Source organism: Flagellimonas rhodophyticola, from assembly GCF_049332665.1.
GTDB lineage: Bacteria > Bacteroidota > Bacteroidia > Flavobacteriales > Flavobacteriaceae > Flagellimonas.
Map to the genome: position 1 here is coordinate 3,484,616 of NZ_CP186326.1, position 19,118 is coordinate 3,503,733.

At 39.0% G+C, this 19,118-nt stretch carries 21 protein-coding genes; 7 read left to right on the plus strand and 14 right to left on the minus strand.

Annotated features, from left to right (window positions below):
• Window positions 1-7 precede the first annotated feature (7 nt).
• Together ACOKFG_RS15635 and ACOKFG_RS15640 are read right to left on the minus strand one after the other, a co-directional pair.
• Window positions 8-1,993 (minus strand): hypothetical protein, encoded by a 1,986-nt coding sequence (locus ACOKFG_RS15635; protein ID WP_299486272.1) that lies wholly within the window; start codon window positions 1,991-1,993, stop codon window positions 8-10.
• Between the two features lie 136 nt (window positions 1,994-2,129).
• Complete coding sequence (locus ACOKFG_RS15640; RefSeq protein ID WP_298791251.1) at window positions 2,130-2,720, minus strand: OPT/YSL family transporter; 591 nt, start codon at window positions 2,718-2,720, stop codon at window positions 2,130-2,132.
• Window positions 2,721-3,098: 378 nt separating this feature from the next.
• Here ACOKFG_RS15640 and ACOKFG_RS15645 point away from each other — a divergent pair, with 378 nt between their 5' ends.
• From ACOKFG_RS15645 to ACOKFG_RS15675, 7 genes are all read left to right on the plus strand, one after another.
• A complete protein-coding gene (locus tag ACOKFG_RS15645) occupies window positions 3,099-3,233 on the plus strand; it encodes a hypothetical protein (RefSeq protein WP_298791253.1) in 135 nt (44 codons plus the stop codon).
• Between the two features lie 120 nt (window positions 3,234-3,353).
• A complete protein-coding gene (locus tag ACOKFG_RS15650) occupies window positions 3,354-4,409 on the plus strand; it encodes a helix-turn-helix domain-containing protein (RefSeq protein ID WP_298791256.1) in 1,056 nt (351 codons plus the stop codon).
• Window positions 4,410-4,486: 77 nt separating this feature from the next.
• Entirely contained in the window at window positions 4,487-5,272 is a 786-nt protein-coding gene (locus ACOKFG_RS15655) for a type 1 glutamine amidotransferase domain-containing protein (RefSeq protein ID WP_298791258.1), read from the plus strand.
• A gap of 23 nt (window positions 5,273-5,295) precedes the next feature.
• Window positions 5,296-6,978 (plus strand): serine hydrolase domain-containing protein, encoded by a 1,683-nt coding sequence (locus tag ACOKFG_RS15660; protein WP_298791260.1) that lies wholly within the window; start codon window positions 5,296-5,298, stop codon window positions 6,976-6,978.
• A gap of 103 nt (window positions 6,979-7,081) precedes the next feature.
• The gene (gene rpe / locus ACOKFG_RS15665; RefSeq protein ID WP_298791261.1) at window positions 7,082-7,741 is read left to right on the plus strand and encodes a ribulose-phosphate 3-epimerase; all 660 of its coding nucleotides are present in this window, start codon (window positions 7,082-7,084) and stop codon (window positions 7,739-7,741) included.
• Window positions 7,741-8,715, plus strand: a complete 975-nt coding sequence (locus ACOKFG_RS15670; protein WP_422861579.1) for a YpdA family putative bacillithiol disulfide reductase — start codon at window positions 7,741-7,743, stop codon at window positions 8,713-8,715. Before rpe ends, ACOKFG_RS15670 begins: the two co-directional genes overlap by 1 nt.
• A gap of 61 nt (window positions 8,716-8,776) precedes the next feature.
• Entirely contained in the window at window positions 8,777-9,523 is a 747-nt protein-coding gene (locus ACOKFG_RS15675) for a hypothetical protein (protein ID WP_422861580.1), read from the plus strand.
• Here ACOKFG_RS15675 and ACOKFG_RS15680 read toward each other — a convergent pair.
• From ACOKFG_RS15680 to ACOKFG_RS15735, 12 genes are all read right to left on the minus strand, one after another.
• Window positions 9,520-10,044, minus strand: coding sequence for a hypothetical protein (locus ACOKFG_RS15680; protein ID WP_422861581.1), 525 nt, complete (start codon window positions 10,042-10,044; stop codon window positions 9,520-9,522). The genes ACOKFG_RS15675 and ACOKFG_RS15680 overlap by 4 nt on opposite strands.
• Window positions 10,045-10,099: 55 nt before the next feature.
• The gene (locus ACOKFG_RS15685; protein WP_422861582.1) at window positions 10,100-10,981 is read right to left on the minus strand and encodes a D-alanine--D-alanine ligase; all 882 of its coding nucleotides are present in this window, start codon (window positions 10,979-10,981) and stop codon (window positions 10,100-10,102) included.
• A gap of 158 nt (window positions 10,982-11,139) precedes the next feature.
• Window positions 11,140-11,859: an NRDE family protein gene (locus ACOKFG_RS15690; RefSeq protein WP_422861583.1), complete on the minus strand. Its 720-nt coding sequence runs from the start codon at window positions 11,857-11,859 to the stop codon at window positions 11,140-11,142.
• Window positions 11,847-12,332, minus strand: coding sequence for a DinB family protein (locus tag ACOKFG_RS15695; RefSeq protein WP_422861584.1), 486 nt, complete (start codon window positions 12,330-12,332; stop codon window positions 11,847-11,849). Before ACOKFG_RS15695 ends, ACOKFG_RS15690 begins: the two co-directional genes overlap by 13 nt.
• A gap of 5 nt (window positions 12,333-12,337) precedes the next feature.
• Window positions 12,338-12,991 carry a LysE family transporter gene (locus tag ACOKFG_RS15700; RefSeq protein WP_422861585.1) on the minus strand — a complete coding sequence of 218 codons (654 nt, stop codon included), beginning with the start codon at window positions 12,989-12,991 and terminating at the stop codon, window positions 12,338-12,340.
• An 18-nt stretch (window positions 12,992-13,009) separates the two neighbouring features.
• Window positions 13,010-13,456, minus strand: coding sequence for a YHS domain-containing (seleno)protein (locus ACOKFG_RS15705; RefSeq protein WP_422861586.1), 447 nt, complete (start codon window positions 13,454-13,456; stop codon window positions 13,010-13,012).
• A gap of 1 nt (window position 13,457) precedes the next feature.
• Window positions 13,458-14,246 carry a hypothetical protein gene (locus ACOKFG_RS15710; RefSeq protein WP_422861587.1) on the minus strand — a complete coding sequence of 263 codons (789 nt, stop codon included), beginning with the start codon at window positions 14,244-14,246 and terminating at the stop codon, window positions 13,458-13,460.
• Window positions 14,247-14,248: 2 nt separating this feature from the next.
• Window positions 14,249-15,280 (minus strand): Rieske 2Fe-2S domain-containing protein, encoded by a 1,032-nt coding sequence (locus ACOKFG_RS15715; RefSeq protein ID WP_299174684.1) that lies wholly within the window; start codon window positions 15,278-15,280, stop codon window positions 14,249-14,251.
• Window positions 15,280-15,675, minus strand: a complete 396-nt coding sequence (locus tag ACOKFG_RS15720) for a hypothetical protein (RefSeq protein ID WP_422861588.1) — start codon at window positions 15,673-15,675, stop codon at window positions 15,280-15,282. The genes ACOKFG_RS15715 and ACOKFG_RS15720 overlap by 1 nt, the downstream gene beginning before the upstream one ends.
• Complete coding sequence (locus ACOKFG_RS15725) at window positions 15,675-15,890, minus strand: hypothetical protein (RefSeq protein ID WP_299174686.1); 216 nt, start codon at window positions 15,888-15,890, stop codon at window positions 15,675-15,677. Before ACOKFG_RS15725 ends, ACOKFG_RS15720 begins: the two co-directional genes overlap by 1 nt.
• Window position 15,891: 1 nt before the next feature.
• Window positions 15,892-17,847 (minus strand): thiamine pyrophosphate-binding protein, encoded by a 1,956-nt coding sequence (locus ACOKFG_RS15730; protein ID WP_422861589.1) that lies wholly within the window; start codon window positions 17,845-17,847, stop codon window positions 15,892-15,894.
• 25 nt (window positions 17,848-17,872) lie between these two features.
• Window positions 17,873-19,111 (minus strand): cation:proton antiporter, encoded by a 1,239-nt coding sequence (locus tag ACOKFG_RS15735; protein WP_422861590.1) that lies wholly within the window; start codon window positions 19,109-19,111, stop codon window positions 17,873-17,875.
• Between the last annotated feature and the right edge of the window lie 7 nt (window positions 19,112-19,118).

Genomic DNA, 19,118 nt, shown 5'->3' on the forward strand with positions numbered 1-19,118 from the left:
ACTATTTTTAATGGTTATGAAGTAAGGCAAAAGGTTCTTGCAATTCGGTATGGCGATTTAAGTCGAAATAGCGTTCAAGCTCTGACATGCCGTTCATTTCTGGGTCATATTGATAATTATATTGTCTTTTTAAGCGCTTCTCATCTAAACGTGAATGGTCTTTTGGGTCAAAAATTGGTTTCCGGATGGAGTATTTCAACTCTTCAGTATCCAAGTCGAAAATAAAACTAGCCCCGCCTCTGAAACGCATATATTCTTCATCTACTTTCCCTGCTCTAAAAGTCCCGTCAGCTTTGGGCATGAGTCTAGCGGTCTGTACTATAGAAAATTTAATCTGGTTTACTTTTTTACCCGTTGGACCTATTCGAGAAACTTCTCTAAGATTAGTAATTCTGAAGGTAGGCTTTTCTGACTCCTCTTCTTTAGTATAAGAACTTGGGTTCATTCCAAATTTTTGAAACGAATCGTTGGTCATGATTCCTGTAAGCAATTCAAAATCTTCGTTCATAGTAATTTGCTCATACATTTTCTCATGTAAACCTACTTTTGAACTATCGCCTGATATATGAACCTTTGTCAAAATGAAAATATCTTTCCGCTTGGGACGGAACTTCATTATTCTACTATAATCCTTTAAAAACCTAGTTAGGGTTTTCACCATTTCAGCGGAGTTTCCATTGATATCCACCTCAGAATATCGCAAACTCTCGACACTTAATGTTTTTATTCCCTTGGGATATATTCCTCGCCGTTTAAAAGCATCTATGAATGCTAACCTATAATGATTCTTATCTTCGTCAACAAGATCGCAATCAGCGGTAATAATTGCTCTTAGATATTCTCCAAAAGTGATATCTATTGGTGGACAATAATCTATTGCTCGAATACATATGCTTAAAACATGGCCAGCAGTTTTAGAAGCCTCTTTTGCCAAGCGATTTACCAAATCTGGATGCAAGTCTCCTTCTTCGTGCGTTCCTTTGTAATCTGCAGCAATCCTTTTCAAATCCGCTACCCTTGCTTTATATATGGTTAGGAAAGCATCAAATACCGCCGCCACTAATATACTACCACGTTTATGCGGTTCGATTACTGTTTCATATTCAGAGGTGTCGGGAGTTATTCGTTTCCAAACTTTCTCCTCTTTATCGAAATATCCAATAGCATCACGCAAACTTCCGTAGCCGCCCACAGCACTTCCAAATTCCTGAGCAAGTTGTCCTAATAGGTTTTGATCTTCCAAATTTCCTTTGGTGCGTTCAATTTGGCTTTTTAACACCTCTGGCATGGTAAAATGCTGAAATAAGGCAACAATATCTGCGAAGGCTTCATGAAACGCAAGCACATCTGGATTCGTGGGTTCGTTGTAGTATACATTAAGACCATCAAGAATAGCGTGTGTAACTTCATGTGCTATAATATCATGACTTAGGCAGGTAAAAACCCATGAATTTGGCATATGTAGCTGCTTTTCACTGGGTGAGGACCTAAAATAACCAAAAAGCAGTGCACGTTTGGCAGGACTATAGAAAGCATTGGGTTCACGCAGGGCATGCGGATAAATACGAAGTCGCTCAACGTAACTTTCTCGAATTGAACCCCAAGCCTTTTCGCGCCAAATAATCTTTCGACCCAATGCCTTTTCAAAATTCTTAATAGTTTTCATTGCTACCGCATACACCATCTGTTGATGAAATTGAGGGTTGCTATCACTGGGAGTCAATCCATCTTCCGCAAGAATGTATGGATCATTTAAATCTACCCCTTTATAAAAGACTCCATATTCACCCTCTGAATTTTTAATTGTTGGGTCAAAATCAATAATCTCGAGGTATTCCCCTTTAGGTCCAGGTGTAAGATCCTCCTCCCAAGGAACTCTATACGTCACCTCATTGAAATCTGAGGTTTCAATTTTAAGAGAAAGTGAGGGGTCGAAGGCATAGCCCCGGAGCTTACGTTTTAGAGGTTTTGGAGTATAGTGCTGCTTGGACATAGTGTTTTGTATTGGTGCTAATGCTTTATTTGTCAAGTTCGCAATAAATAAGTCCAATTAAAACGGCTACATAAATTACCGCTTGCGGTTATTTTTACAAAAACTTAAACTGATTAACACATATTCTTTTATTTATTTAGGGATTACCTTGTTTTAACTTTTCTATATCGTCTTTAAGAGTTGTGATTTCGTTCATCAACTTCTGCTTTTCTTTTTTGTGTTTTTCTTTTAAGGCTGAAGAATCGGAATCATCTTCTTTATCCCTGGATAATACATAACCTGCAATTGTGCCAAATAAGGCCGCCAAAGTAGCACCACTTATTAGTTCAGTACTAATTAGTGCGAGTATGCAAATACCAGGGAAAATCAAAATTAGACCAATGAATTTTATGGAATGAAAACCAAAATAGGGGTTAGAACTTTTCATTTTGGATATGAAGAACAGTATTATCAACAATATCATTACTGCAAAAAACCCAATACTGATTATTTTAATTGTATCCTCTGTAATAATTGGATTTTTGCTTTTGGAATCTTCCTCTTCATTATTTTCTTTTATCTCATCACCTGCTCCCTGATTTGACAAGTCAGTGCCATTCTCAATTTGTTCATTATTTTCTTGATTACTTCTACTGTCATTTTGGGCGAACAAAGCAGTGTTCAGCAAAAGTCCAAAAAGAGCCAAGAGTGCAATTCTAATCCATGTTTTTCGTAAGTTTTTCATCATTGTTTCAATATGGTTAATATTTACTAATCACTGTTCTATCCCTCAAATAGTTATAACATCTAATAGAATACGGCATACGACTATTTGTATTTCGTAACTAGATTAATGTTCGGGTGGTGGGGAATTGACTGGGGGACCTTTAAATTATAAAAAGTATCTCAAAATGAATTGCTCAAAAACCTTAAAAAAACTGGGGTTTTTCCGCAATTTTTAATCCAGTATCAAAAGATGCGCATTGCCAACCAAAATAATAGCTGAAAACCAACATTTTTCGACAAAACCCATCTCACCTGCCCTTTATCCAGACTTTTTTGCGTTTATCGATAGGTTTATGAGAAAGACTCTAGTTTTCAAAACTTTGCCTCAAAATAGTTCCCAATGAAAACAATTGTGTATAACCTAAAGAAAGAGTTCGCAGTACCTTCCAATGTAACCGCGGCAATTTGCTGTTTGATTCTTTCCATTTCTATTTTCTTTATAATGGGTGTCATCAATAGAGATATGCTTTTATAAACATAAAACCTTTTACGAGTCCCAAATTTCCCTTCCTAATTTGCTTAAAACCAACCTTGGTTAACTTTACGTGGCAAAATGCCTATTTTTAGAGTATCAAGAGCTTAATCTTGGGGGTTTATGCAATTGGATCAAAACTTGTTATTTTTTTTCAGTGCCCTAGGAGCCTTCAACGGTCTCTGTTTAGGTTTCTATTTTTTATTAATAGCCAAACCAAAACACATCGCCAGCAAATTCTTGGGCATCATGTTGTTGATGTTGAGTGTTAGAACAGGAAAGTCTGTTGTGTTTTACTTCAACCCGGACCTTGCATTTGAGTTTCTTCAATTTGGCCTCACTGCTTGTTTTTTTATTGGTCCCTTTCTTTATTTCTATGTGAAATCCATGGTAGAACAAAGTGGTAGAATCAATATCATATGGAAATATCATATTGCGATTCTTTTACCATTCATTCTTATTCTAGGATATGCTTATCCGTTTGAGCAAAATATTCACCTGTGGAGACCATATGTTATTTATGGAATTTACTTACAATGGTTCATCTATACTGTTGCTTCAGGGTGGATTATGAGAAAGCTATTATATAAGGCCTTAACCCAACCAAAAAAGATAACATCCAGAAACATATGGCTTCTAAGTGTATTCTTTGGAAATCTTATTATCTGGGCTGCCTACTTTTTCACCAATATCACCTATTATATTGTAGGAGCATTGACATTCTCATTCCTCTTTTATCTTTTGGCGCTTTTATTGTTTCTCGGAAAAAAGAAAAACCAAAACCTATTTATACCAGAGCAAAAATATAATCTTAAAAAAATTGATTCTACTGAAGCTTCACCAATGTTGGAAAGGTTGAGAACTCTAATGGATACAGAGGCACCTTACACCGATCCGAACCTAAAATCATCGGATGTAGCCAAAGCAATTAAGATATCCGTGCATCAATTATCCCAATTACTTAACGATAACTTGAATAAGAGTTTTCCTTTGTTCGTTAATGAATACAGGATAGATAAAGCATGCGAAACATTGCGGTTGAAAAACAATCTTACCTTGGAAGCCATTGGGTATGAATGTGGTTTTAATTCAAAATCCACCTTTTTCACCACCTTCAAAAAAATAAAAGGTGTTACGCCCTCTCAATATAAAAGCAGTTTAAAGGGTTCATATTTATAAATCTGAACTTCCAATTTATAGTCTAAAACCTCTATTTGTCAAGAAAATTTCAAATTGTCCAGAAATAACTTTGGATAATGAGAAACATCTTGATTTTTCTGCTACTCCTCGCAGTTTGGAGCTGCAAGCAAACTCCCAAATCAACCGAAACAGACATGGTCTCCCAAAGTGACGAGGCCTTAGGACGAATACTTTTTATTGTTTCCAATCAAGACACTTATGGAAGTTCTGATATAAATGCTGCCAATCATTTTGCGGAGATTGTTTTTGCCTATGACGTCTTTAAAACTTCCGGTTATGCCATTGACTTTGTAAGTCCAGAAGGTGGGGCGATTCCTGTTGGGTATTTAAATACTTCGGATGCTATAGAAAAACAATATTTATACAATTTCGAGTTCATGTCACTCTTAAAAAATACCCGTAAACCAGAGGAAATCGACCCATCAGAATACCTTGCTGTCTACTACGGAGGGGGTGGAGCGGCTATGTATGGTGTCCCTGAAAATGAAACCATACAAAAAATTGCAATGGACATTTATGAGAAAAACAACGGTATAGTTTCCGCCATATGTCATGGCACAGCGGGAATAGTCAACTTAAAAACAAATGATGGCAAGTATTTGTATGACGGAAAAAAAGTAAACGGGTTTCCTGATCTATTCGAAAATATGGATGCGGCTTACTATAAACAATTCCCATTTTCCATTGAACAAACCATAACAAAAAGAGGCGGTTTATTCGAATACTCTGAGGAGGGATGGGACAATTTTCATATTGCAGAAGGCCGATTAATAACCGGACAGGACCCTACGGCTGCAACTTCCGTGGCTGAAAAAGTGGTCAGCGCCCTATCATCAAACTAACAAAAATCATTAAATCAAAAAACATGAAAAGGTCATTCTTTATTCTTTCTTTTAGTCTATGCATAACACTTTTTGCACAAGAAGGCACAAATAATCAATCCGAAATCGACAGTATTTTTAGCCAATGGCAAAACAAAGAAGTGCCAGGGGTAACAGCAGGTTTAATTTATGGTGACAATATCAAATACACCATTGCTTCTGGTCTTGCTGATGTGGAGGGAAAGAAAAAAAACACTGCCCAAACCAAATTTCAAATCGGCTATGTATCCCGACAATTCATAATTTTTGCTGCACTTTTATTAGAGCATCAGGGCAAACTTGCTATGGATGATCCTATTCAAAAGTATCTGCCGGACTTCCCTGTATATGAGCACACCCTTGCTATTTCCCACCTAATCAATAACTCCAGCGGATTAAATGACCCTGCCGTATACAAAAGAATTATGGGAATTCAAACGGAGGATATCTTTACCAGTCAGGATGCGATGAATCTAATCCAACAGCAAAAAGTGTTGAATTTTATCCCTGGAACCCAGTTTTCGCATATGACATCCCAGGTCGAACTTTTGCTTTTAAAGGAAATCATTGAGAAAGCTTCTGGCCAATCGCTATCAGCATTTGCTACAGTGCATATTTTTGCTCCCATAGAAATGGATAATACTTTATTCACCGAGGATTACAACAGTATAGTGATCAACAAAGCTCATTCTTATCAAAACCAAGAAGACGAATTCAAACTTAGAAAAATCAATGCAGGAAAGGTGTTATATACTACTGCAGAAGATATGACCAAATGGTACAGCATCCTAACCGGGAAATCGGCATTCGAACTCTCTTCAATCATTCAACAATTGGATAATCCGGTTAAACTTGATGATGGTACGGAATTTGACTCGTGGTGGGGAAAATTGACTTTGGGACGATCATTTTTTCATACGGAAAGGGGTCTTCCTGCCTATTGGCAGTTTGGCAGAATCGGAGGGTACGCCGCAAATGTATTCCGATTTCCAGAACAAGAAATGACTTCCTTTGTCTTGGGCAACAACAACGTCTATAACGGCATGCCTGCCATGCTACATGCCAACCATTATATTGAAAAGGAATACACAGAACCCGCTTCAATTACCGTAGATCAAATAAAATCCCGAAAATTAAGTCCTGGTTCTTTAAAAAAATATGAAGGGTATTATTGGAACTCCAAGCGGGGTATAGCACGAAAGATAGAAGTAGTTAGTGATTCACTTCAATACTTTCGATTAGGTCAGGAAAGAGGCACTTATATGCTACCATTAGCTCATAAGGACAATTTTCAACTGGTTACTGAGGGAGATGAAAAAATTGTTTTTTCCTTTAAGGATATTGGTTCAAATACAAGTTATGGCATCGTTTTGGGAGAAAGCGCACCAAGTATCTACCGGAAATATTCACCAATACAATATTCGGTTGAGGATTTACAGGACTTTACTGGAAGTTTCTATTCATCAACCCTAAGGGTGGGTTATGATTTCATGGTAACAGATGGTCAACTGGTTGGAGTCGGCCCTAAAGGAAACATTGTGGTATTCCATCCTGTGATGCCGGATACCTTTAGGAGTGACAGTTTTGAATTTGGCAGCATCATCTTTAAGAGAAATAGTTCAGGAACCATCACCCGATTTTCAATTTTCACGGATGGTATACAAGGCCTTCCGTTTATCAAAATCTAAAACTAGCACCGCCAGCTGACTGTAATCTTCGCATTACTTGTGATGGGGTAAGTGAACCAATTCAATTCGCTACTTTTGTACCGTAACATTCAAATCAGATATGATGGGTAAACGGTTAGTAGCTCCTTCCCTATTGGCAGCAGATTTTGCCAACCTACAACGAGATGTTGAAATGGTTAACCAAAGTGAAGCTGATTGGTTTCATTTGGATATTATGGATGGCGTTTTTGTTCCTAATATTTCCTTTGGAATGCCGGTGGTAAAAGCCATAGCTGAACATGCCAAAAAAACCTTGGACGTCCATTTAATGATTGTTGACCCCGACCGTTACATCAAAACTTTTGCAGATTTAGGGTCTAACAACCTCACGGTCCATTACGAAGCGTGTACACATTTGCATCGAACTTTGCAGGCCATCAAAGCTGAAGGGATGAAAGCGGGAGTAGCCTTAAATCCGCATACTTCTGTAACCGTGTTGGAAGATACCATTCAAGATATTGATTTGGTCTGTCTGATGAGTGTAAACCCCGGTTTTGGAGGCCAATCTTTTATTGAGAACACCTATCAAAAAGTATCCGACTTAAAAAATATCATCAAAAGGAAAAATTCCAGTACCCTAATTGAAATTGATGGTGGGGTAAATGCGACCAATGCCAAAAAATTGGTGGACGCCGGAGCAGATATTTTGGTAGCAGGAAGTTTTGTTTTCAAAAGCGAGCATCCAACGGAAACCATCAAAAATCTAAAAGAAACCATTGCTTGATGCAAGAATTTGACGTACTGATCATTGGAGGTGGACCTATTGGAATCGCTTGCGGTCTGGAAGCCAAGAAAAGGAGCCTTTCTTATCTAATTGTTGAAAAAGGCCCCATAGTGAACTCCTTGTTCAACTATCCCATCAACATGCAGTTTTTCTCTTCTTCGGAAAGACTGGAAATTGATAATATCCCATTCATCAGTAATGAAGCCAAGCCTAAACGTAACGAGGCCTTGGAATACTATCGTAGAATAGTGACTTCAAATGAACTAAACATCCATCTTTTTGAAAAGGTATTGGAGGTTCAAAAACAAACTGAAACTTTCACCGTAAAAACTGACAAAGACCAGTATACCGCCAAAAATATCATCGTAGCCACCGGATTCTACGATTTACCAAACAAGATTAATGTCCCGGGGGAAGATTTACCTAAGGTTTCCCATTATTACAAAGACCCACATTTTTATGCCAGTCAAAAATTAGCGGTGGTCGGAGCGAGCAATTCTGCCATAGATGCCGCGCTGGAATGCTGGCGTAAAGGTTCAGAGGTCAGCTTGATCATTCGAGGACCCGAAGTAGGGCAACGCGTCAAATATTGGGTGCGGCCCGATATCATTAACCGTATTGAGGAAGGGAGCATAAAAGCCTATTACAATTCCAATGTTAAGGAAATCAAACCTACAGAGCTTATTATCAATACCCCCGAAGGTGAAGTAACCTTGGAAAACGACTTTGTTCTGGCTCTCACCGGTTATATGCCCAATTTTGAGTTCTTGCAAAAACTGGGTATTGAACTATCCAAGGATGACAAACGCCTACCTCAATACAATCCAGATACGATGGAGACAAACATTGATGGTTTGTTTTTGGCAGGGGTTATCTGTGGAGGTATGGAAACTCACAAATGGTTTATTGAGAATTCCAGGATTCATGCACCCATCATTATGGATGCCATTACCAAACAACAAAGTGCCACCTAATTTGGATTCCTTTTTGTAATCAATTGTAACTGACACGACTAAGATTCCATACATTTATAGTATGGATACATTAGCTCAAGTACATCTGGCATCCCAATATTTGGCCGCAGCAGGTAAAAGCTTTTTAAACCCAAAATCGGACGACAGTCACACCAATGTTGGATTTTTTGAAGAAGACCGAACACTTCGTACCTGGGATTTAGATGCGACCAACTCGTATTTAGCCTTTCAATACGATAATTTTTCGCTGGAATGGGCCTCAAAAAAGAAAAGCGAAACCCTTAACCTTGATGGGAAATCCCATGCGGAAATCGTGGCATGGATTTCGCGAATGGCGGCAGAACTTGCCAGGCCATACGCTTACGATCTACACTATGAGCTGCCTTATACCATAGATGCTAATTTCAGATTCACATCTCCAAATCCAGAAGAACTGGAACAGCTGGTGCAATTACGGATTATATCTCAAACTGCGCTGAAGTCATTTTTGCAAAAGGAAAATTTGGAATCAGATATTCGTATTTGGCCCCATCATTTTGACACAGGCGCTTTTGTCGTTTTAGATGATGGTTCCGGAAAATCAATTGGTATGGGTTTGGCCATTCCGGATAGTATGATTGGTGAGCACTATTTCTACATCAGTGGATACATTGGTCATGATGGAATTGACACTTCAGCATTTGATAATCTATCACAAGGTGAATGGAAAAATGATGGTTTTAAAGGAGGTGTTTTAAGAACTTCTAATATTAACGAAAATATGGCAGCTGAATTTTTTGGGGAAGCTTTTAGGGCTTTTACCTCTTAAAGTGCAAACTGATATTGCACGGAAACGCTACCTATAAACCCTTGTTCCACTTCCGCTCCACTGGTAATCGCATTGATTTCCCGTCCGAATCCTAGAGTAAGTCCTATTTGCGAACGCGTATTTTTGATGGGAAGAAAGTAGCCCCCCTCCAGCCAAGGTTGAAGTACCAGCGTATAGGTACTTCCGGAAATTGGAGCATCGGTAGGATCTATATCCGTCCAATTTATATTTAGACTCCAAACATCCAGATTCAAACCTGCAATAAACTTACCCTTTCCCGAAGGGAAATGTCTTCGAAAGCCGATAGAACCCCCAAACCCTTCTCCTTCTTCTGTAATGTTTACATCGCTAAAATCTTTGCGGTCTACAAAGTTTCCGCCCAATCTTAGAAGTACTGATGATTTTTCACTTATGGCGTGATCCAAATTGATTGTTGGAATAATTCCTGCCGGATACAGCTGTACAGAAACTCCCAAGTATACGGGATAATGCGATGAATCCGAATCCTGCGCTTGGGACATTGTATTGCCCAATAGAAACAACGTCAAACATAGAAAAATAAATCGCATTTTCATGTTATATAATTTTTAGCTGGGCTTCCAACTCACCGTTGGCTCGCAACATTTCCCTTCCGTCTTTAAAGCTTAAATAGGTATGCCCTTTTTTATGGTTTATGATGCTTATTTCATTCAACATTCCCCAATGTCTGGTTATCTCTTTCCATGCGAACCACAAGGAATGTTTAGGATCGTAAATGTGTGTAGCTTCTCCACCGGCACCATTAATTTCGATAATGCTGAAGTTTTCTCCATTGGAAAGATCTTCTAAGGAATTATGTAGGACATCCAATCGGCCATAGTGGAAATCCTCAATTTTCGAACAAATGTCATCGATAACCTTTAACAGTCCAGCATTCAATCTGTGGGTATCATCCACGAACTTGGCTCCTCGGGTATGACTTCCAAATGGTACCAGGATGAATTCCTCATCTTTATTCAAAACTTGGTTAAGCTTAAAGCCAAATCTTTTCTGCAATACTTTCAATTGCAAATGGCTCCTCGGGTCTTTTTTAATGAGCTGCAAAATGGAACTTTGCCCATCTCCTGTCACAGAGAGAAATTCTTTGGAAACTATTCCAGTGATTTTACCTTTCTTTTCCCCCGGCTTTCTAACATAGAAAATTCCAACTTCCTTAGCATATGGTATTAGTTCCTGTAATAAAAAGTTCTCAGGAGTTTTTGAAAAGTAATGCTTAAAATCATCCTTATTATGAATTTTGTCCACGCCAAAAGCCTTCATTCCTATATCTGGTTTTGCGATAAAGGGAAAACTTATCCCGGCGTTCAATACACGTTCTAAAGCAACCTCTGGTTGCTCATCCTTTGAAATAAAAACAGTTTGGGGAATATGCTGCTTTGGAATCATCTTATAAATTTCCATTTTAGATTCCATAGCCATGCCCCCATTTTTCATAGAAGGATTGGCAGCATTAAAGAAGAAAAAAGAACGCGCTTTTATAGAATAGTATAACCAAACTGGAAACAAAGGGTAATAAATCGCCCAAAGGGGCCAATACTCCCAATGTGTTAATTTGTGCCATTTTAACCTCCAAGAACTCATAACGTAAGCTGATTTGGTGAAAAAGGAATTATATGCTTCTTATTATTCAATAGGTCGAAATGTTTCAAAACAGACTCTTCCATACCTAAAACCGCTTGTGTTACGCTAAAAGTTTTTAATCCAGTGCCTCGGTTAATGATAAAGCCATTCTCATAATCCTCATGGTTGTTGGAATGAAAATCCACGACATCAGAAGCGGTTATTGTGTTGTTGTTGCCTATAAAATCAGCAAAAAGCGAGCTTCTTTGCTCGATGACCACTTCGTCATACAGCGTAGCCGAAGACCAGATATGGTCTTCATTTTTGTTCAAAGGTTTCATATGTTTCTGCTTTCCATCCCAACGAAGCTCAATCAATTTAGTACCATCGAACAAAACCAATGTAAAGGGTTCAATGTTGTTCAAATCCATTTCCTCAATAAAGAGCATAGGGTTGGGTGCACTTATGACTTCTAAAAGCACCACTCCTCTACTTTTGGAATAATTGCCTGTGGACTCATGTCTTTCGAAAGCACCATTAAGCAATACCGTCACCATACCGTACTCATTCAAAGCAAACCAAGTCCCACCTGCCTTTGGGTCTTTTGGAAACAACACCTTGACTGAGTTTATGATTTCCTCCTTGGGCTCAAACGCATTTGGGCGCGAAATATGTTCATCACGATTTGATGTAATGAAATAGCTGTTATTTCTTGAAATAAAACTTACTGTGCACATGCTTCTCTATGTTGCATTGTTGAAGGAGCAACCCCAAAAGATTCTGGAAGCTCAATACTGGTAAAATGGTTGATACCCACTTTGATCAGTGCATGATGATGTATGGTATGCTCCAAATTGTACATAACCTCTCGGTAGTAATTCGATTCCAGATTGGTCTCCATACCACCAAGGTCATAAGTTACCATTACGGTCTTGTTGGGTCGTTCCAAGTTAGATTGGATCAATTGCAATTGTGAAATGGCAAAATGCACATCTTGTTCTATTCTTTTGTTTCGCTCACGTTTATCGTAAGAAACATCAGAGCTGTCATACCCATTAATCAAACATTGGTAGAGTTCAATAATATGTCTGGTGTGTTGACCTATACTTGCGTTAAAAAGTGCTTCACAAGAATGTGCGTAGCAATCTTGAGGAAGTTGCAACAAAATTTCTTTGAATTGCTCAATAGTAGCTATTGAAGATTTAAACATAGCAGTTATTGTGTTTTAAGTTTAAGGCGTTTTTTAACCAGTAGGAACATAAGGTAGATAGAAAATCCAAGGTACAGTAGTCCCATCAATAAATTGGTAATCATACCATAGCTCTCGTAATTGGTAAAAATGTATTTACCAGCAAAAATGAAAACTCCCAGTCCCATTAAAGATCCTATCCCTATACCTGTGATATAAAGTGCGTACGATTTTTTAGAGGTATCCAGTATCCCTTTTGATGCAAGTACTTTGTTCCAAGTCATCCAAAATGGAATATGCAATGGATTTAAGGCACTTAATAGAAACCCCAATATAAATGCCGAGTTGATTTGAGGTAGCAAGTTTACTTTTGACCCCATTTCCGAAATTTGAGCAGAGGCCATAAAACTGATTATTGCCAAATACAGCAGCAATACTATCCCAAAAGGGATGAGATAGTTGGACAACTTCTCTCCGAATTGTAGTCGTTCATTTCCGAACAAAGTGAGTCGCACCACGATTAGCTCAACCAATACCACTGCCGATGCAAACCAAATGGCCGAAGTTAGGCTCTGCGACGCAGCTATGTCGAAAGCAGTAATATTTAATGTTCCCAAGGGAAGGGCTCCCAAAAAGCTCACCAACAGTCCTGAAAAACCAATCTTTGCGTACTTGTTCATTTTAAAAACTAAGAAACTCTACTTATTCTTTATTGTTTGCCAATTTTTGTCGGCTATAACTTGAAGGTCTTTTGGTGATTGGTCTGTCCAGAGTTGAAGTGTGTTAGTCCCTCCGGAATTGTAGAATAGGTATAATTTTCCATCCCTAATTTCAAAGGTTTCGGGGTTTACGCTTACTTTTCTTCCCGATTTTGCAACCGCAAAAGCGCAATACCCCCCATATTGTGGAATATACTGAGATGGATTTGCAGTAAACTTGTCCTTGTTTTCTTGGGATGAAAATTTAAAGTTAACCCCATCATATTGGGTACTGAATTCTTTACTTCCATTTATGGCATTGCCATCAAAATAAGCTACCACATCATAACCATTAATAGCATATCCTTTTTTGGTATTGTAGTCTATGGATTGGGCAAACGAGATATAGCCCAACATCATAAACAGTGCAATTGCAATCTTTTTCATTTTAATATATTGAAGATTTCTTATCCAATTTTTCAATCTGGGAAACATCGATACGCATAGTATACCAATCTCCCATTTTTTCCACCTCACCACTAAGCAGCGAAGGTTGACCTATATAGGGAAGTATGTCTTTATGGATTGGGTTTCCTTTCAAATCAGTCAATAAAAAGTACTCAGATAAGGCATTATTGTCCGAAGTGACCAGCACAGGGGGAATTCCGCCAGAAATACAAAGAGCAGCGCAGCTGCGGTGTATTTTACCGTAGCCAGGCTTCATCACTCCAAAATAACACTTGGGGTCCACAATTTCGCCGGTCAACTTTTGTTTGCCCATTACCTCCGGGAGCACATAATCCTTGACTTTTGAATTTGTCAAGCTTATTTTTTGGCTATCATCAATTTCCAATAGGGTTTTACCATTATAATAAATTAGATTTCCTTCAATGGTTAAATGCTTGCCATTCAAATTCCCTTCATTTTGTTTGATGTCGTCCAAATAAGAATTGGCCCCAAACTTTCCAAATCCAAGTAAAAGCACATTCTTGTAAGTATCTTCTCCCAATTTTACTCGAAGCATGGGATATGGAGCTTCTTGATAGGTTCCAGAAACTTTGGTAGGGGCATTAAAATCAAAAGCACTATTCGCAGCTTCCTTTTGAAAAAATCCGAACAAAATAGCTCCTAGCAACAATATAACTATGGCAAAGAGCACAAATCGTTTGGTTGTTCTTTTGGTTCCTTCCCCCAAATGGTCCACGTAACCGATATAGAATTCATCTTTCTTTTCCATTTTCAACAGGTTACAGGTTGAACTTCGGTTCCTTCTTCAAATCCATTGGGATTGATGTACACTTTTTGTCCATCCAATCGCAACTCATAAGTAGTCACTTTTTCGGTAAAAGGTGGTGGCGATTGTCCATTATGAGGCAAATATTGATAGCCATGCCAGGGACAGGTAACACATCCATCTACTATCTTACCTTCTCCGAGGGGTCCACCTTGATGTTTGCATACATTATGAATGGCTGATAGCTTTCCTTCGTATTTAAAAATAGCCACCCGTTCTTTCCCTACGGTAAATATTTTAGCTCGGTCATTTGGGATTTCATCGACCTCGCATACTTCCAACCAATCTTCAGAGTTCTTTTCGGAATTAAATTTGTCAATTTTCGATTCTTTAATGGCAGTAATCAAATGCAAGCTGGTTACTGTGATAAATCCAACAATTATTATCCCAATGGTAAACGGGGACGTTTCTTGCTGAAATGCTCCCAAAAACACATGCATCAAAATAAGTCCATAGGCCAGATAGACCATCATATGCAATCCTTTCCAAATTTTTGGGGATAAATTTTTTAGAAAGAAATCATGACTTGTCGAAGCCATATAGAATAGAATAAGCAGGGCTAAAAAGCCCAAAACCTGAAATGGAAAATTGGTCAACGAGTCGTAATCCATATTCGAGGTGAATATGGCATAAATCGGGTTTACATCTCCCAAAGTATGAAACTGAATAATGGAAAAAGCTCCATGCACCAAAGCTGCCAAAAACATGCTTACCCCTAGATGACGACGATTATACAAAATGGGAAGAAATTGGGGATTCAACCTGCACAAAGGGCCAATAACCAAAATAATATGAAGCATTAGTATGGCAAGAGAACCAAAAGCCCTAATAATCATGGTTTCTGCCGTTGTTTCCGGATTCAGCGCCAGTGTTAAGGCCACAAAAACCACTAAGTAAATAAGCATACAAAGAGCGATAATCTTGTCGTAGGTTTTCTTGTGTTTGTTCCACAGCACCAATTTGTAATCCAATCCCATTAGAATTCGAGTTTTAGTATTTCTTGATTTTTGATGACATCTTTAATGATAATGCCACGGATTTCGCTTTTTAATGGAAAAGAATAGGTTCCCACTCCTTCTATTTGCCCGATTTCTTGATTGTCATTTAAGGAAAGGATTATTGAGGATGCGCTTTTTAGTGGCTGTTTCACATTCATCTCTAAAACTCTAGCGCCATCTTTTTCAATCACAACGGCATCCATCAAATTATGCTTTGCTTGATCAATTGGGTTTGACAAACTTTCTATTGTATGATTTGTATCTGCAGTCTGACTAAAATCCAAATCTTTTATGACCAGAATCAATAAAATGGGAATCACTATCGCTAGGAACAACCAAATGTATTTATGTCTTTTTCGTAAACCTGCATCCATTAGTCCGCTGGTTTGGATTTAAACAATTTTCCAATCAAAAAAGGCCAGGTTGCGATTACTCCAGGAAGCAACAACAATCTGACTTTCTTCTTGCTGTCCTCCATTAAAGGGTCGACTTTTGAAGCTCCTAAAAAGATAAAATAAAATCCAAACAGCAGCCCAAGGCTAAAATAGGCGACTAAAATGATCAAAAAGACCATGATTACAGTGTCCATATTAAATCAGATTTACATCTGTCATTACCTCTAGGACCCCAGGTCCTTTTTGGTCGAAAAGTTCTTTCATACCTGTTTCCAAATCTTCTTGATTTTCGATTCTTTTACCCCAGGCACCACAGGATTGCGCAAATTCAGCAAAATTCGGATTAGACAAGGAAGTTTTCCATACATCAAACTCCCCTGCTCTCTGTTCCTTGGATATCTTACCCAGTTCGTGATTATTCAAGACTATGAGCTTGACTGGCATTTTGTATTTCACTAAAGTGGTAATCTCGGCCAAATACTGGCATAATCCTCCATCTCCAGCCACTGCGATCACAGGTCTAGAATCTCCGACGGCCGTCCATGCACCAATTGCAGCAGGAAGGGCAAAGCCAATGGACCCCAAATATCCTGACATCAAAAAATCATGTTCTTTGGATTCAAAATAACGTCCGAAGGAATATGCATTGTTCCCTACATCAACACACATCACGGCATCCTCAGGAGCCAGTTTATTCATCGCATCGAAAACTGCTATGGAACTAACTCCATTTTCCGAAGTTTCCAGAAGTCGTTTTGCCTTTTCGGCTTGCCATATTTTCCATCGCTCAGCGATTTCTTGAGTTTGGTCCGTGGTATTTATTTCGCCTTTCAATTCACCCTGAAACAATTCCAAAGTCCTGGATATTTCTCCCCAAACCGCCACCTCAACTTGATGGAATTTACTCAAGGCCAGGGGGTCAAAATCAACCTGAATAATAGGTTTTTTAGGTGTTATTCCAGTGTGATTGGAGAAAGATGCTCCAAAGACAATCAGCAAGTCCGATTCGTTCATAAACCAGGAAGCAATGGGTGTTCCACTCCTACCCAAAACTCCACCACCCAAAGGGTGATTATCTGGAATAAGTCCTTTTCCCTTAAAGGTGGTAACTACACAAGCATTTAGGCTCTCTGCAAATTTTACGATACTCTTTTTATGAGCCCTTGCCCCATGACCCATAATAATTACTGGTCGTTTCGATTTTTTGATGAGCTTTACCGCATCATCCAACGCTTCTTTTGGAGGCGCTATCTCCATGGAAGTGATTCGGTTTTCAGAGGTCTTTGCGCGTGCACCGGGCTTGGCCTTCCGTTCTTGTACTTCATCTGGGAAGGTCAAATGAGAAACATCGCGTTTTAAAATGGCATGTTTTACTGCCAAGGACATTAATTCACCATGTCTGCTATCACTCTGCACTCTATGATTAAACTCGGCAACGCTCCCAAAAGCCCGAACCAAATCTACTTCCTGAAAATTTCCTGTTCCGACCACCTGAGTGGCCACCTGCCCTGTAAGGGCAAGCAACGGAGCACGGTCTACTTTTGCATCCCACATTCCTGTGAACATGTTCGTAGCACCCGGTCCGGCAATGGAAAAGCACGCAGCTGGCCTTCCTGTTAACTTTCCGTAGGCAGAAGCAGCAAAAGCAGCGGCCCCTTCATGCCGAATCCCATAAAAGTTCAATTTTCCTTTTTCCTCCTGTCGTCTCATGGCATCCGCAAATCCCAAGTTAGAATGTCCAACCATTCCAAAGACCTTGGTAACGCCCCAGTTCACCATGGTTTCCGCCATAATATCAGACACTGTGGTTTCGTGTGGCTGTTCTTCTTCAAGCCCTATATAAATAGCGTCATTTTCCTCTTTAACCTCAAAAGTCTCAATCCCATCATCAAACCCACCAGGAGGTAATCCGGTACAGGGATGAAAATCCCAACCGTGCCATGGACAGCGAAGCATTCCATTCTCGATAGAGCCTTCTCCTAATGGTCCACCTTGATGCGGACATCTATTGTCCAAAGCGGAAAACTTACCTTCGAAATGGGTTAGACAAATTCCTTTGTGGGCGGCGGTAACCGTTTTAACCCTGCCTTCTGGAAGTTCGCTTTTATTATCAAGTACCTTATGCCAAACTTTTTTCTTTGAGGTTGCCATTATTAGTGTTTTTCTAGTTAGTTCATTAGTTTTTAAGCATTTTTGCCACCACCTTATCTATAGTTAATCCTTGAACGATAATGGAGAACACCACTACACAATAGGTGACAAATATCAAAGCTTCCCTGAATTCTCCTTCGGGCAATGTTAGTGCCAATGCTATGGAAATACCACCTCTTAAACCTGCCCAGGTCAATACCGCAACCTTGTTTTTATTGCTTCGATGTTCTTTTTTAAAAAATATATTGGATATAAAAACCGAGATGTATCTGGAAAAGAGGACGATCGGAATTGCCACCAAACCAGCTATCAAATAGTCGGGATGAAAATTGAGGCTTACGATTTCCAGTCCGATCAGAACGAAGAGAATGGCATTCAAAATTTCATCTAGGACCTTCCAAAATATATTCATGTTTTCTTTTAGTGGTTCGCTTTTACATGACTTATGAAGATAATCTCCTATCATCAGCCCCATGACCACCATGGCCAAGGCCCCTGAAACATGTATCATGGAAGCCAACCAATGCCCTCCCATGACAATCGCAATTGAAATGTGGACTGCAATAATTGGGGATTCATATATTCTATTTAGAAAAAGTTTACCTATAAATCCTAATACGAACCCTAAAGCAATTCCGCCAAAGGCTTCTTGCGCAAATTCTAAGAATATATGTGATGGCTCAACACCATGCCCCCCAGTCATTGTGGCAATGGACAATAGTGAAATGAATACTACAATACCTACACCATCATTAAAAAGGGATTCCCCAACAATTTTTATTTCCATGTCCTTTGGAGCTCCAGCTTTTTTGAGCAATGCTAATACTGCAATGGGGTCTGTAGGTGAGATTAAAGCACCAAAAACCAGGCAATAGATATAATCTACGTTCATGCCGAAAAGTCCCACTGTATAATAGAACAGGGTGCCAATCAAAAAGGTTGAAATCAATACACCGATAGAGGCATAGATCAAAACCGGACCTTTTTCTTCAAGAAGTCGATGCAAATTCACATGAATCGAGCCCGCAAAAAGTAAAAAACTCAATAGAAAGTCGAAAAGGATGGTTCTAAAATCAATTTCGTCAATGACCGAACAAACGCTCACAAATGCCTCATGATCAATAAAATCCAAGGCGCCAATAGCCAAAGAAGCGACGATGGCCAATAACATTATGCCGATAGTATCGGGTAGCTTTAACAGCTTTTTATTGATAAAACTGAGCAGTGAAGAGAGTGCGACTATACCTGTAAAAATTTGAAACATCGTTATG

Bases quoted from the DNA above. Each gene is read 5' to 3' on its own strand.
- ACOKFG_RS15735 (WP_422861590.1), bottom strand. From the start codon at position 19,111: ATGTTTCAAATTTTTACAGGTATAGTCGCACTCTCTTCACTGCTCAGT.
- ACOKFG_RS15725 (WP_299174686.1), bottom strand. From the start codon at position 15,890: ATGGACACTGTAATCATGGTCTTTTTGATCATTTTAGTCGCCTATTTT.
- ACOKFG_RS15730 (WP_422861589.1), bottom strand. From the start codon at position 17,847: ATGGCAACCTCAAAGAAAAAAGTTTGGCATAAGGTACTTGATAATAAA.
- ACOKFG_RS15660 (WP_298791260.1), top strand. From the start codon at position 5,296: ATGAAAAGGTCATTCTTTATTCTTTCTTTTAGTCTATGCATAACACTT.
- ACOKFG_RS15690 (WP_422861583.1), bottom strand. From the start codon at position 11,859: ATGTGCACAGTAAGTTTTATTTCAAGAAATAACAGCTATTTCATTACA.
- ACOKFG_RS15675 (WP_422861580.1), top strand. From the start codon at position 8,777: ATGGATACATTAGCTCAAGTACATCTGGCATCCCAATATTTGGCCGCA.
- ACOKFG_RS15710 (WP_422861587.1), bottom strand. From the start codon at position 14,246: ATGGAAAAGAAAGATGAATTCTATATCGGTTACGTGGACCATTTGGGG.
- ACOKFG_RS15695 (WP_422861584.1), bottom strand. From the start codon at position 12,332: ATGTTTAAATCTTCAATAGCTACTATTGAGCAATTCAAAGAAATTTTG.
- ACOKFG_RS15705 (WP_422861586.1), bottom strand. From the start codon at position 13,456: ATGAAAAAGATTGCAATTGCACTGTTTATGATGTTGGGCTATATCTCG.
- ACOKFG_RS15700 (WP_422861585.1), bottom strand. From the start codon at position 12,991: ATGAACAAGTACGCAAAGATTGGTTTTTCAGGACTGTTGGTGAGCTTT.
- ACOKFG_RS15655 (WP_298791258.1), top strand. From the start codon at position 4,487: ATGAGAAACATCTTGATTTTTCTGCTACTCCTCGCAGTTTGGAGCTGC.
- ACOKFG_RS15635 (WP_299486272.1), bottom strand. From the start codon at position 1,993: ATGTCCAAGCAGCACTATACTCCAAAACCTCTAAAACGTAAGCTCCGG.
- rpe (WP_298791261.1), top strand. From the start codon at position 7,082: ATGGGTAAACGGTTAGTAGCTCCTTCCCTATTGGCAGCAGATTTTGCC.
- ACOKFG_RS15650 (WP_298791256.1), top strand. From the start codon at position 3,354: ATGCAATTGGATCAAAACTTGTTATTTTTTTTCAGTGCCCTAGGAGCC.
- ACOKFG_RS15680 (WP_422861581.1), bottom strand. From the start codon at position 10,044: ATGTCCCAAGCGCAGGATTCGGATTCATCGCATTATCCCGTATACTTG.
- ACOKFG_RS15645 (WP_298791253.1), top strand. From the start codon at position 3,099: ATGAAAACAATTGTGTATAACCTAAAGAAAGAGTTCGCAGTACCTTCC.
- ACOKFG_RS15685 (WP_422861582.1), bottom strand. From the start codon at position 10,981: ATGGCTATGGAATCTAAAATGGAAATTTATAAGATGATTCCAAAGCAG.
- ACOKFG_RS15640 (WP_298791251.1), bottom strand. From the start codon at position 2,720: ATGATGAAAAACTTACGAAAAACATGGATTAGAATTGCACTCTTGGCT.
- ACOKFG_RS15715 (WP_299174684.1), bottom strand. From the start codon at position 15,280: ATGGGATTGGATTACAAATTGGTGCTGTGGAACAAACACAAGAAAACC.
- ACOKFG_RS15670 (WP_422861579.1), top strand. From the start codon at position 7,741: ATGCAAGAATTTGACGTACTGATCATTGGAGGTGGACCTATTGGAATC.
- ACOKFG_RS15720 (WP_422861588.1), bottom strand. From the start codon at position 15,675: ATGGATGCAGGTTTACGAAAAAGACATAAATACATTTGGTTGTTCCTA.